Raw genomic sequence first — 13,991 nt, forward strand, 5'->3', positions numbered from 1 at the left:
ACGTGAAGCCCCGGCAGCTTGGTGGCAGTGATTGTTAGGCGCGCCTGAAATAGGCGTATTGGCAGTCGACGCCATTGGGAAGAATCATGGGTACGAGCCAGGTCTGATGCGCATAGGCCACGACATCGCTGGTCAGCCAGATAAAGGCAGCCGACTCGTCCATCAGCCGCTGCATTTCGATCAACTTCGCGGAGCGGGAATCGATATCGAAATCCACGCTGATGCTGTCGTAGAGTTCTTCGAATTCGGGGCTGTTCCAGCGGCTCCAGTTCCAGTCGCCGATCTGGTTGGGCAGGAACCAGCGCGTATTGGCGACCGGGGCAACCGAGGTATTGAAGCTCGTGATGTAGAGCTCCATGTTCTCGCCCGATTCGTCCTTGCCCGCCGACCAGAAGCTACCGCCTTCCCGCTGATCGATTTCCACCTCTATGCCCGCGGCAGCAAGCTGCGCCTGGACGATGAGAGCTATGGTATTGAACACCGGCTCGTTCAAAACCGTCAGCTTGACCTTCAAGGGACCGGACACATTGGCTTCGGCGAGCAATGCCTGTGCTTGCTGGAGATCCTGAGTGTAGACGGGCGCCTCAGCCCAGTGGCCGGCAAGGCCAGCGGGAAGCAGAGTGTTGAGACGCGGCGCCTTACCCTGATAGGCTCCCAGCAGCACCTCGTCGATATTCACTGCCGCGCGAATGGCTTGCCGGACCTTGATATCGGCCAGCTTGGGCGACTCCGTATTAAGACCGAGCCAGATGAACTTCTGCGTGGGGATGACGCTTACCGCAACCCGACCCGAGCGCTCGAGCTCCGGCACGGTGGTCAGGGGAACCTGAGTGAAGTCAATTTCACCGGCCTCGACGGCAAGCTGGGCCGTCTTGACGTTCGATATGAACCTGACGGTAAAGCTCTCGAATTCGCCCGGCGTATCCAGGAAAAGCGGATTGCGCTTGAGGACCACGCCGTCCTGGGCGCTGAACGAAACGACCTCATAACGTCCCGAGCCCACTGGGTTGCGGCCGAACTGGGCACCGAATTTTTCCACCGCCTTGCGCGATACGATTGCGCCAGACGCATGCGGCAAGGCCGATTGCCAGATGTTGGGGGCAGGCCTTTCGAAAATGATGCTGCCGGAATATTTATCGTGGACCACCACCTCTTTGAGATCGGCCCAATCCTGGCGGTAGCTCGAAACGCGCCCCTCGGCGTCAGGGAAAGCAAAGCGCTCCAAGGAGAACTTCACGTCGTCGGCGGTCATTTCACCATAGCCGCCGGTGAACATGATGCCCTGCTTGAGCCTAAAGGTGATTTCCAGATCAGACTTTTGCTCGATCGCTTCGGCAGCGTCCAGCTGCCAGCCATAGGCGCCCACGTTGTAGTCGATGAGGCGCTGATAGACCACCCTGATGACATTGGAGTCGGTTAGGCTGGTGCGGAATGCCGGATCGAGATTTTCAACGTCACGATCGACGCGCGCGATGAACGACTGATGCTCCTGCGAAAAGGCCGGCACGATGCCAAGCGGAGCAAGCGCGGAAAGTGCGGCCGCTCCTCCTACGAAATGCCTGCGTGAAAGCTTTGGTCCCATTAGTTTCTCCTGTCCCTCGCTTTGGCTGTCCGCTGGCGTTGTCCCAGACCTATTGGGCGGACAGCGAAAATGGAAAATGGCATCGAACCGCGTGCTCCTGGTCGATCGCCCCCAGCTGGGGCGGTCGCTCGGAACAGACAGGCTGGGCGACCGGGCAACGCGACGCGAAGCGGCACCCCTTCGGCACGTTGACATTGCTCGGTATTTCACCGGCCAACAGTATTGGCGGCGAGGTCACGTCCGGGCTCAGCATCGGATTCGCGGAGAACAGCGCGGCGGTATAGGGATGGGCCGGGCGGGAGAACAGCCGACGGGTAGGAGCGTCCTCTACCACCTGGCCCAGATACATGATGACGGTGCGGTTGGTGACGCGCCGGACCACATGCAGGTTGTGACTGACCATCATGAAGGTCAGGTTCAGCGACGCGCGCAGTTCCTGGAGCAGATTGAGCATTTCGCCCTGCACCGAGACATCCAGGCCCGCAGTCGGCTCGTCCGCAATCAGAAGTTCGGGTTCCAGCAGCAGCGCGCGGGCAACACCCACGCGCCTGGCTTGGCCGCCCGAAAGCTGGTGCGGATATCGGTCGAGGAGCGCCGGCGTGAGCTTCAACCGCTCAAGCAGCAGGTCCAGCCGCGTATCGAACTCGCCACGGTCCATGCGGAATATCTTGGCGGGCTCGGTCAAAAGGGCCGCGACGGTCTTGCGTGGCGACAGCGCGGCGACGGCATCCTGCATCAGGAATTGCGCCCGCTTGCGGAATTCGCGTGGAATCCTGCTTGAACTCAGGTCCTGACCTAGCACGCTCACCCGACCGGATGTCGGCCTGGTCAAGCCGATGACGAGCCGGCTGAGCGTGGTCTTACCCGATCCGGACTCTCCGACGACCCCCACATTGTCACCCTGCTTGAGCCGCAACGAAACGTCGTCAAGCGCATGCACCCGCCTGTTAAACAAGACGGACGCGCCTTCGATGCTCACGACATCATCAGCCATTGCGAATCTCCTCCGCCCGGATGCAGCGCGTGAAATGGCCCGGGGCGACTTCCAGCAATGGCGGCAGGGCCGTACGGCAGGCCTCGACACAAAAACTGCATCGCGGCGCAAAGCGGCAGCCCTCCTTGGCATCGTCGATACGCGGGGCCGCACCCGGAATGAATTTCAGCGGAGTCCCCTCGGGCGCGTCATCGACCTCGCAAGCGATCAGCGCCTGGGTATAGGGATGGGTGGAATTAAACAGCACGTCGCGCTTGGGGCCATATTCGACGATGCTCCCGGCATACATCACGCAAACATCGTCACAGAGCTGTGACACAACGCCCAAATGATGAGAGATGAAAATGATGGACCCGGTAAACTCGGATCTCAAATCGGCGAGAAGCTGGACGACCTGAGCTTCAATCGTCGCGTCCAGCGCCGTGGTGGGCTCGTCCGCGATCAGCAGGCTGGGCTTGACCAGTAAGGCCATCGCGATGACGACTCGCTGCCTCATGCCCCCTGAAAACTGGCCGGGATAGGCCGTCAGCTTCTGGACCGGATCGGGCAGCCCGACCTTGGACAAAGCCTCGACGATCATGTCGGTGATCGCCTTCTCCGGCATGTCAGGATATCGCCGCCGCGCCACATCGCGAAGCTGTACGCCGATCGTAAGGACGGGATTAAGGCTGGTCAGCGGGTCCTGAAAGATCATGGCGATCTGGTCGCCAAGCATCAAGCGCATACGCTCTTCATCTATTGGCAGCAGTTCAACGCCATCGACCTTGATGCTGCCCTCGATTGCCAAAGTGTCGGCAACAAGGCCGGTGATGCAGTTGGCCAGGCTGGATTTGCCGGAACCGGATTCCCCTACAAGTCCCAGGATTTTCCCCCTGGGGAGATTCAGATCCACGCCGCAGAGAATCTCGTGCTCCCCGTTCCCGCGTACGCTGAGGCGCACGTCCTTTATCGACAGCAACGGATTATGCATATCGGGCACTATTACTTACTGCGCGCGGGTCTCCCAGCTTACGCAAGGTCTCGCCCAACAAGGTGAATGCCAGGGTGGCGACGGCCAGCACTCCACACGAGATCAGAACCGGAGACATGGACTCCGACAGGTTTTGATAGCCGTCCTGGAGCAGCACGCCCCAACTGGCGCTTGGCGGGCGGATGCCCAGGCCCAGGAAGGACATGCCGGCCTCGATCGCGATGATGATAGGAATATCCAAGGAAGCGAGCACGATCAGCGGGCCTGCAATATTGGGCAGGATGTGGTGCATCAGGATCCGCGCCTCCGATGCGCCGACCACGATCTCCGCCTCGACAAAAGGCACGCGGCGTATCGCTAGGGTTTGGGCGCGGGCAACGCGCCCGAAGTGTGGGATCAGCGCAAAGCCAATCACAGCCGAGATCGTAACCATCGAGGAGCCCAGAACGGCCACGGCGGCGAGGGCGAGGATGACGCTGGGATAGGAGGCGATGGCATCGAAGGCGATCAATATCGCCCGCTCGACATAGCCGGACATATAGGCGGCCAGGAGCCCGAGAATGGTTCCTCCGGTCAAGGCGATGAACGCCGCTCCCAGTGCCACCGCCATCGCCACGGAAGTCCCTACCATGTGGCGGCTCAAAAGGTCGCGACCCAGATGATCGGTGCCGAACCAATGCTCCCAGGATGGGAGCGCCATGCGGTGGAGCACATCGATCGCATTCGGATCGTGGGGCGTGAAGGCCGGCGATATGATAGCCGTCAGAAGCAGGATCGCTACTCCGGCGAAGCCGAAGGTGCCCGAAGTCCCGATCTTCCCAGCGAACCTGGTCAGACGCTGCATCAGGCGGCATCCTTGCTGAACCGGGGATCGGCGATCCGGAAGACATATTCGGTTATGAAGTTGATGAAGACGAACAGGACCACGACGACAAAAATGCTCCCTTGAAGAACCGAAAAGTTTCTCGATATCAACGCGTCGTAGATGACGGTGCCCAGGCCCTGGCGGGCAAATAGCACTTCAACCAGAACCGCACCGCCGATCAGCCGGGCAAAGCCCATGCCGACGACGGTTATTGTGGGGATGATCGCGTTTCGAAGCGCGTATTTGTAGAATACCAGCGACTTTCTCAGACCGTAGGCGCGGGCGGTCCGGACATAGTTCTGGGACAGCGCCTCCAGCATCGAACTGCGTACCAGCCGGCCGATAATGCCGATCCAGCCTATGGCCAAGGCGGTCGTCGGCAGGATCATGGCACGGAACTTGTCCAGCAAACTTGCATCGGCGGATGCGCCTAGAACTGGCAGCCAGTTCAGCCAACTGGAGAAGATGACCAGCAGCGCGATGCCCACGATGAAACTCGGCATGGAGACAAAAACGATCGACAGCGAGGTAATCACCGCATCGATCGTGGGGGATTTGGTCATCACGCCAAAAACGCCCAGGGGAATGCCGATGATACAAGCCAATGCCATAGAGGACACGGCCAGCAACATCGTATTAGGTACCGCTTCAACGATGATGTCCCATACGGGCCTGCCCGAGACGACATCCGTTCCGAGATTTCCGGTTAGAAGATTCTCAAAAAAGCGGATGAGACGAACATGGACGGGCTGATCGAGCCCCATCTGCTGGATATACTGCCGAACGAACTCTGGAGATGCCTGAGGACCAAGTAACGTTGAAGCAGGATCGCCAGGGACAACACTCATCAATAGGAAAATCAGCAGCATTGCTGCCAGCACAGCGGCAATCGCTGTGACTATTTTGCCCAAGAAATCTCTCATCATCGCGTCCCGCATTCTCCGCAAGCGGAAATTGCTTCTTTGCGGCCGTACAACAGTTGTGGGAGAGCTTGAGCGGCCATGCTCTCGAAATGATGCTATTCCGCCGCCAAATGGGTTCCCATATCCCAAGTTCCGTACATGATATATTGGCTAACGTGCAATCCGGGCGCGTTGGCACAAATTTGCACCCGACCGCGCCCGCCGATTTCCACAGTGCTCTCGAAATTGCCGGATTGAGGAAAATAATCCGGGCGCGGCGTCCGCCTGCGGCTATATGCCGTCAGCTATTCCGATAGGGCGATATGGTGGATTCCTTTGGCCACTATTTCTTCGTGGCTTTCGTCATATCCCGCATCGGCATACCGCATCACGCCCAATGCGGTATCGTTGGTCAACGCATGCTCCAGCCGTTCATCGGCCTCCGGCGTTCCATCAGCGACGATCGTCACGCCGGCCGAGGTCATGTAACCGGCATAGCCGCCCCCGCCCGAATGGACGACGACCAGATCCGCCATGGAGGAACAGAGCAGCATGGCATTCAGCAGCGGCCAATCGGCGACGGCGTCGGAGCCATCCTTCATCCGCTCGGTCATAATATTGGGATGGGCCATGGCGCCGGCATCGAGGTGATCGCGACTGAAGGCCACCGGCCCAGCGAGCACACCCTCAGCCACCATGGCATTGACGGCCCGTCCCAGCGCGGTGCGCTCGCCATGGCCAAGCCAGGCGATGCGCGCCGGCAGCCCTTCAAAGGGCACATACCGGCGCGCCAGGCCGATCCAGTTGGTGATGATCTTGTTATCCGCAAACATCTCCAGCAATTTGTCGTCGATCTTGCGGATGTCCTCAGGATCGCCCGACAGCGCCACCCAGCGAAACGGACCAATTCCCCGTGCGAAAAGCGGCCGCAGATAGGCCTCGGTGAAGATTTTGATGTCGAACGCGTTTTCCACGCCGCCATCCCTGGCATGGGTGCGGATGAGATTGCCGTTATCGAATACTTCGGCGCCGGCTTTCTGGAAATCGAGCATGGCCCGCACCTGATCGACCATGGATGCGCGGCTTGCGGCCATCAGTTGGGCTTGTCCGTCCACGCGCAAGCGCTTTACGTCGTCAAGCGACATACCCCTGGGTACGTATCCATAGACAAGATCATGGGCGGCCGTCTGGTCGGTGACGATGTCCGGCACGATAGCACGGCGCGCGATCTCCGGATAAATTTCGGCCGCGTTGCCGACAAGCCCGATGGAGGTAGCGCGCCGCTCCTTCACCGCCCGGTCGATCATGGACAAAGCCGTATCCAGGTCAGGAGCAATCTCTTCGAGATAGCCGATTTGCTGGCGCTTCCTGCAGCGCTCGGCATCTACATCGACGCAGAGAATAGCGGCACCGGCCATGCGCCCCGCCAGAGGCTGGGCGCCACCCATACCACCAAGGCCCGCGGTGAGAATAAAGCGTCCGGCGAGCGAACCGCCAAAACGGCTTTCGGCAATCCGCATGAAGATTTCGTAGGTGCCCTGAATCACCCCCTGCGAGCCGATATATTGCCAGGCGCCGGCCGTAAGTCCTCCCCAGCAGATCAGCCCCTTTCGCTCCAGTTCATAAAAGACTTCCGACTTGGCCCACTGGCCGACGAGGTTACAATTGGCCATTATCACCAGCGGCGCCCTGGAGTGGGTTTTCAGGAGGCCGATGGGCTTGCCGGACTGGATGACAAGGGTCTGGTCCTCATCCATGCTCAGCAGGGATTGCACGATGCCCTTATGTGCGGCCCAGTTGCGGGCGGCCTTGCCCAGAGCGGCATAGACGACCAAGTCATCGGGATTCTCGCCAACGCTCAGCACATTTTCGAGGAGGCGCAACAAAGCTTCTTGGCGCCATCCCTTGGCGCGCAACTCCGGCCCACCGGGGATGGGAAAATTCGGGTGACGGGCGTTTGGCGTCGACATGATGGAAAATCTCCATAGACCTCGTTCTCATACTGCCGAGGGATGAGGCCTCGTCCCTGCGCAGATGACCGTTGGCGCGGCTGGGCGCCTAGGCCTGCAAAGCTGTTGCGGAACTGGGGCTATTGCCCGTCCAGGGCATATCTGGCGAGTTCGATGCCCATCTGCGCCTCGACATAGGGATAGACGGTGGGGTCAAGAACCGAGGCGCTGAGCGGTATGACTGACTTAGGCACGTGCAGTACGAAGATCTGCATGCCTTCGTGCAATTGGCCGACACTCAACGGCTCCGCATCTTCCGACAAGGTGGTTATGACATCCGGGAAGGTGGCGGTGCGTACGCCATCACGGCCATCCACGGCCATATATTCATTCATGACGTGCAGAACTTCGCCCCCGGCGAGCGTAACGGTGCCGATGTCAAAGGCGTCCTTCGTATAGACGACGTCCTTCTTGGCGATCCTGCCTTCGCACAAAATGGTCCCCTTGGTCGTTCGAGCGATGGTCTCGATTACGGCCGTACCGCCTTTGCCTTCCGCGGCGATGATCGCCTCGCCCAGTTCGAGCGCAAGGGAGATGCCCCCAAGCGCCGCGTGCCGCTTGACATAGGAGGCCCGCAACGGGTTGCGGCAGGAGGCGATGAAGCCGCCCGATTGGTCAGCAGCCGTGCGCAGAATGGGTGACACCTTAGCCGTAGCGCCGCGCGTCACAAGCTCGATGTAGCGATCTTCGGCCCGGTTGCCACCCACGGCCGTCTGGATCATCTGCTCCGGCGAACCCGCCATGCCGATCGATCCCATGTCTCCGGTCGGATGGGCACGGATATCGCCGACGGCATCGACGACCTTGGTGCCGAGCACCGCGGAAGGCAGCCAGCCATTGAGGGTCGATGACTTGCCATTCTGGCCCACGATGAGCCCGCTGAGCTTTTCGCCTAATGCCTCCTGAAGCAATTGCACGGCCCTGATATAGTCGACGCCGCGCATTTCCCAGGGCGTGGTGGAGGCCGGAGCGCCGATGGCTGCTGCGGTGGCGATCCACTCGTCAGGCCCGAGTTCCTCCACGCTGACCAGCTCCGGCCTGCCGACACTGACGGCTGCATAACCGAGCTGGCGCCCATGGTCGGCCCAACCGCCCCCGCCTGCGGCGTAAACGGAGCCGCCCTTGACGGCCGCTTCGACGTCTTTTTCGGTTAGGATGCGTCCCATTGGTCTTCCTCTTGTAGGGCCTTGTCGAGGGCTATCACGGCGTCCAGCAGGACCGCTGCGCCCAACGCGATTTCTTCGGCTGTCGTGGCTTCGTCCGGCGCGTGGCTGCGGCCATCGCGACACGGGATGAAGAGCATTGCCGCCCTGGTGACGCGGGCCATCCAGGCTGTATCGTGGCCTGCCCCCGATGCCATGCGCCTACGCGCTGCGCCGACGCGTTCACAGGCCGCGTCGAGCACATTCTGCAGCCAGCGATCGCAGGGCGTCGGCAAGTTGTCGGATACGACGCTCAAAGGCTCCACCGGCACGCCGGTGCGCTTGGAAATGATATCAACGTCCCGCTGCAATTCGGTGAGGAAGCGCTCCATGTCTTCCCGCCGTTCGGCCCGGGCATCAACCAGCATTCGTACGCGGGACGGCACGACATTTCCGGCATTCGGCTCCATGTCGAATTCCCCGACGGTCGCCGCAAAATGGGCATCGCCGGCAGCCAAGGCCCTGGCAAGTTCCTCCACCTTGAGGGTGATCAGAGCGGAAGTGTTCAGCGCATCCTTCCGTAAGGACATCGGCGTGGTGCCGGCATGGTCGGCGCGGCCTTTGACGATGATCTCGATCCGCGTGATGCCGGCTATGGCCGTTACGATGCCAATATCAAGTTGCTGGGCCTCAAGCACCGGGCCCTGCTCGATATGGAGTTCAAGGAAGGCCTTGATGTCGGTCCGCACCGCCTCTTGGTCCGCGCAGCCCCCTACCTGGCCGATGCCTTCGCGAAGGGAAAGGCCCTCGCTTTGGCGGTCCAGCCATTCTTGCGGCCGCGTGCCGCTCATGCCGCGGCTGCCAATGCAGGAAACGCCGAAAATGGAGACTTCCTCGGCGAGAAAGTCCACCACCTGCAGCGTATGGTCGATTCCTATGCCCTGATCAGCCAGGGCACGCGCCACTTCCATTGCGGCGACCACGCCGGCGATGCCGTCGTAGCGTCCGCCTTCGGGCACAGTGTCGGAGTGGCTTCCCAGCATGATTGTGCCAAGCTCCGGGCGGCGGCCGGGAATGGTGCCGACAAGGTTACCTGCAGCATCGATCGCCGTCACCGCACCGGCGGCTTGCATAGCTCGTTCGAGCCAGGCGCGGCCTTCCAAAAACATTGGGGTAAAGGCACGCCGCGTCCAGGGACGGCCGGGCTCCGTGATGGCCGCAAGCGCGTCAATGTCGGCGCTGATCCGACCGGGGCGAATGGGGGAATTCGGGATCATGCCGGCATGCCCTCCGGCCCCGTTACGAAGAGCGAGAGGCCAGGAGCGCGAGCAAAGGCAGGCGCGAAACGCGGCATCAGTGGCGCGCCTCGGGGCGCACGAACCGGCCAGTACCGGGGGCCGCCGTTTCGGTGCCGTCGAAGACCTGCCGCCCACGCAGATAGGTCAGACCAACGGTCCAGGGCAGTTCGATGCCGTTATAGGGAGACCAGCCGACGACGTTGTGGCCGCTTTCGGCAGCGTCATAGATCTTGGGTCTCGGGAACAGCACGGTAATATCGGCATCGCGCCCGGCGGTCAGCGCTCCCTTGGCATGATCGATCCGGAAGTGCCTCGCCGGGCTCTCGGCCATGAGCTTCGCGGCCCAGGTCAGGGGAATGTCGCGCGCCAGCGCGCCCTTGACGAAAAGCGGCACCATAACTTCGAGGCCGGGAACACCCGATGAATTGGCCAGCATGTCCGAATTGTTCTTGCGGTTTTCCGACCAGCTCACATGATCGGTGGAGACGAGGGTGACGTTGCCCCGGCGCACATGTTCCCAGAGCTTTTCGACCTCGGCGCGGGGCCGGAGCGGCGGATTGATCTTGGCCTTGCCGCCAAGACGCTTGACGTCATTGTCCTCGTCCAGCGTCAGATAATGGATGCAGGCCTCAATGGTGGCGGCGTAGCCCTGATCGCGATAGCTGCGGGCGATCTCGTATCCACGGGACAGCGAACAATGGACCACATGAGCGGGGCATCCCGTCTGCGCGCCGATCTCGTAGATCTGAAGGGTGGCAAGAAGCTCGGTTAACGGCGGCCGGCTCATTGCATGGGCGCGATAATCGGAAATGCCCGCAGCCTTCACCCTGGCCATGGCGTGGTGCACCATCTCGTCGTCTTCGTTGTGGACGCCGGCGGTCAGACCGGTCTTGGCGACCGCAACAAAACACTCCTCAAGCAAGGCGGGGGAAATGCGCGGAAAGCGCACTGGATCGGTGCCGAAGGTGGAAAACTTGAATGCGGCCACACCAGCTTCGGCCTGTTCGGCGATGCGTGCCGGGCCCTCCATCGGATCGATCGTGCCGTATAGGGCGAAGTCCACGCGCGCCTGCGAGCTCGCATGATCGACCTTCTTGCGAACGGCCGCGGCGGAACAGACCAGATTGCCCTCATCATATGGCATATCGACAATGGTGGTGACGCCGCCCGCGGCTGCGGAGCGGGTGGACCAGATGAAATCCTCCTGATGCTTCTGGCTCAGGGAATGCACCTGAGCGTCGATCGCACCGGGCAGGATCAGGGCATTACCAAGAACGTGTCGCTCCCGCGCCGATGGCGCATCGCCTTTACCGACATGCTCCACCCTACCGTCGCGAACCGCTACGTAACCGTTCTCAACAACCACATCAGGCAATACGACCCTGCCGGACAGCACGAGATCAAAGTCGGACATTTATGGCTTTCGCTCCCAGATCGGCAGGCATGGGTGGAAGGTTGATTTCCGGCCACCCTAGGCCGACAGATATCGCGGAGGGAAATCCCAATAGCCGAACACGTGCTGTCCGTTCCAATGGGTGAGATGTGCCTGTTCTACTTGGCAGGGACTAAAGATTGGCGTGTCCGTACTGCCTCTGTCTCAGGACCGGGCCGAGACCACAAAATGATCCGGCGCGACGACACAGCTGAAATCGTCAATTACAATTCTCGAATGCGCGTCGTAAGTCGGCAATGCTCCGCTGAAGCCGAAAGCGGAATGGCTGCTTCCGGCCCCGTATTGCCGCACTCAGTTGCTGCACAAACGGCAGCTTTCGGCAAACCGCCAATGACCGTACGTCAGTTTATCTCGACGGGTAAATCAGGCCTGCTGCCCCATTCCTCCCACGAACCGTCATATACCGGAATAGGTTCTCCCCGAATGATTTCCATAGCCAGGGACAAAACGCAGGCGGTGACGCCCGATCCACAGCTTGCCACCATCGGCCCGTCGGGATCGACGCCTGCCGCAGCAATGATGGCACTCATGTCCTGGATACTCCGGAATTTTCCGTTCTCGAACCGGAGATCGCGCTGCGAGACATTGACGGAGCCAGGTATATGCCCGCTTCGCACACCGGGATAGATGGCGGAGGTATCTCCGTTGAACATCTCTGCCGGCCGGACATCGACAACGGTTTCCTGCCGGCTATCGATATTGTCGAGGATCTGGCGCCAGTCGCGAACCAAGCCGCCGCGAGGACGCACCGGCCACTGGGTCGGCGGAAGGCGTTTCGGCTCGCCGGATTCGGTCGCGCCGCCCGCGGCAGTCCAGGCCGGCAGGCCGCCGTCCAAGACGGAGATGCGTTCGTGTCCGTATATGCGCAACATCCACCAGATCCGGGCAGCGCTATAAAGTCCATGGACGTCATAGGCCACCAGATGCGCGTCATCCCGCAGGCCGAGTTCGCCCATGAAACTTGCGAAAAGTTCGGGGCCGGGAAGCATCCTTTTCGGAGGTCCGGGCCGCGGATCGCAGATCCGGTCTATGTCGAAGAAGATCGCCCCCGGAATCCGTCTCTCCCGATGGGCGGTGGGCGCGTCCTGTCCCGTTCCCGGCGTGAACGTCGTCCCGTCGATGACCTGCACATCGGCGTCGTTAAGATGGGCGAGCAGCCACTCTGCCGAAACGACCGGCGGCGCTTTCTGATTTGTTGACATTCCAGCCTCCCTGTTTTGCTCCGGCTGCCTTATCCGAGCTTTGCGGCGGCGCCGGCCATGCGACCCAAAATGTCCCGCAGCACCGGCTCCGACGCGGCGAAGTTCAGCCGGACGAACTGGTGCGCCTCGGGGTCGAAGGTCTCTCCCGCGCTTAGTCCCACCTTCGCATGCTCCGCGAAGAAGGCTGCGGCAGGCTTGTTCAAGCCGAGTGCCGAGCAGTCGAGCCAGGCAAGATAGGTGGCTTCCGGCTTTATGAATTTTATCTTTGGCATCGTCTCGGCGATCTGCCGCGCGCAGAGATCGCGCATCCTCTTCAGGTGTGCCACGGTCTTCTCGAGCCAAGCGTCGCCGTCCCGCCATGCGGCCACCGCGGCCTCGATGCCGATAACGCTGACCTGGCCCAATGTCTTCTTCGGCACACGCCGGAGGAAACGGTCGCGAAGCTCGGAAGAGCCGAAATGCATGACGGCGCAGCGCAGTCCCGGAATGTTGAAAGCTTTGGTGGGCGAGTTGATCGTCACGGTCCGCGCTGCGATCTGCGGGCTGATGGAGGCGATCGGCGTATGGCTTTCGCCGTCGTAGATCAGTTCGGAATGAATCTCGTCGGAAACGATGACAAGATTATGGGCGATCGCGATGCGCCCTATCTCCGTAAGCTCTTCCCGGGTCAAAACCCGCCCCACGGGATTGTGGGGATTGCAGAGGGCAATCATCCGCGCTTTGCCCGCCTGTGCCTCGAGGCTGGCAAAATCGAATTCGAAACGCGTTCCCGTGCTGACCATCGGAACGGAAAGCAAGACGCGTCTCGTATCCTTGATGGCTTCATAAAACGGCGGATAGGCCGGAGTCTGGAGCAGAACCCCATCACCTTCGTCGGAAAACGCCTGAATGGTCGCATAGGTCGCCTGTACGAGATCCGCGAGCGGCTGCACGTCGTCTCGGTTTATCTTCCAGCCATACAGCCGCGCCATTCGATCCGCGAAGGCCTGCGAGATCGAGTGTTCGGGGCGGTCGAAGCCCTTTCTCTTCGGGTAACCGTAGTCCTCGTTTTCCACGATCCGCTTGATGGCGGCCTGGATGGGCGGCGCAATCGCGAAATCCATTTCGGCCACGAAAGCCGGAAGCACATCTTGCCCATACTGCGTCCACTTGACGTTTCCGCGGCTGCGCAGAAAATCTGGCGCCAGGAAGAAATGCTCTTCGGCGTTGTGCGCCCCAGCAGGGCTGGCCAGTTTGGACCTGATCCATGCTGCCGCCTCCGGAACGCTCATGGGCGATGCGTTACGGGCGATCTCCACTCCGTCGACTAAAAGCGCCGTTGTCGGCAGCGAGCGGAGACGCAGCCTCTTGGTCAGATCGGGGTTTTCGTCGGTGTCGACCGCGGCAATCCTGACCGAGTTTCCCAAAGCGTCCGCAACCTCTCCTAGCCGTTGACGCATCTCGCGGAACGACGACGACCATGCCGCACCGAATAACACCGCAACGGGTTTACCGGCTTGCCTTAGGATGGCGTTGAAATCTGCCTCACTGAGGAGGGCGATCTTTTCGACTATCCCGATTTTGCTATCCGGCAT

At 60.9% G+C, this 13,991-nt stretch carries 11 protein-coding genes; all 11 read right to left on the reverse strand.

Annotation, left to right across the window (positions count from 1 at the left end; genetic code table 11):
* Positions 1-34: 34 nt before the first annotated feature.
* Positions 35-1,582 carry an ABC transporter substrate-binding protein gene (locus tag GNP00_RS08870; protein ID WP_011581951.1) on the reverse strand — a complete coding sequence of 516 codons (1,548 nt, stop codon included), beginning with the start codon at positions 1,580-1,582 and terminating at the stop codon, positions 35-37.
* A gap of 49 nt (positions 1,583-1,631) precedes the next feature.
* Positions 1,632-2,576, reverse strand: coding sequence for an oligopeptide/dipeptide ABC transporter ATP-binding protein (locus tag GNP00_RS08875; RefSeq protein ID WP_011581952.1), 945 nt, complete (start codon positions 2,574-2,576; stop codon positions 1,632-1,634).
* Entirely contained in the window at positions 2,569-3,546 is a 978-nt protein-coding gene (locus tag GNP00_RS08880; protein WP_011581953.1) for an ABC transporter ATP-binding protein, read from the reverse strand. The genes GNP00_RS08875 and GNP00_RS08880 overlap by 8 nt, the downstream gene beginning before the upstream one ends.
* On the reverse strand, positions 3,539-4,390 hold the full coding sequence (locus tag GNP00_RS08885; RefSeq protein ID WP_166015939.1) for an ABC transporter permease: 852 nt from the start codon (positions 4,388-4,390) through the stop codon (positions 3,539-3,541). The genes GNP00_RS08880 and GNP00_RS08885 overlap by 8 nt, the downstream gene beginning before the upstream one ends.
* The gene (locus GNP00_RS08890) at positions 4,390-5,349 is read right to left on the reverse strand and encodes an ABC transporter permease (protein WP_246259271.1); all 960 of its coding nucleotides are present in this window, start codon (positions 5,347-5,349) and stop codon (positions 4,390-4,392) included. Before GNP00_RS08890 ends, GNP00_RS08885 begins: the two co-directional genes overlap by 1 nt.
* Before the next feature lie 269 nt (positions 5,350-5,618).
* Positions 5,619-7,283 (reverse strand): thiourocanate hydratase, encoded by a 1,665-nt coding sequence (locus GNP00_RS08895; RefSeq protein ID WP_011581956.1) that lies wholly within the window; start codon positions 7,281-7,283, stop codon positions 5,619-5,621.
* 119 nt (positions 7,284-7,402) lie between these two features.
* Positions 7,403-8,488 carry a thiohydantoin desulfurase gene (locus GNP00_RS08900; protein WP_011581957.1) on the reverse strand — a complete coding sequence of 362 codons (1,086 nt, stop codon included), beginning with the start codon at positions 8,486-8,488 and terminating at the stop codon, positions 7,403-7,405.
* Complete coding sequence (locus GNP00_RS08905; protein ID WP_011581958.1) at positions 8,473-9,741, reverse strand: Zn-dependent hydrolase; 1,269 nt, start codon at positions 9,739-9,741, stop codon at positions 8,473-8,475. The genes GNP00_RS08900 and GNP00_RS08905 overlap by 16 nt, the downstream gene beginning before the upstream one ends.
* Positions 9,742-9,817: 76 nt before the next feature.
* Entirely contained in the window at positions 9,818-11,176 is a 1,359-nt protein-coding gene (locus GNP00_RS08910) for a dihydroorotase (protein WP_011581959.1), read from the reverse strand.
* A 380-nt stretch (positions 11,177-11,556) separates the two neighbouring features.
* On the reverse strand, positions 11,557-12,417 hold the full coding sequence (locus tag GNP00_RS08915; protein WP_166015941.1) for a sulfurtransferase: 861 nt from the start codon (positions 12,415-12,417) through the stop codon (positions 11,557-11,559).
* A 29-nt stretch (positions 12,418-12,446) separates the two neighbouring features.
* Positions 12,447-13,991 carry a PatB family C-S lyase gene (locus tag GNP00_RS08920; protein WP_011581961.1) on the reverse strand — a complete coding sequence of 515 codons (1,545 nt, stop codon included), beginning with the start codon at positions 13,989-13,991 and terminating at the stop codon, positions 12,447-12,449.

This window comes from Chelativorans multitrophicus (genome assembly GCF_011317445.1).
Lineage (GTDB): Bacteria > Pseudomonadota > Alphaproteobacteria > Rhizobiales > Rhizobiaceae > Chelativorans > Chelativorans multitrophicus.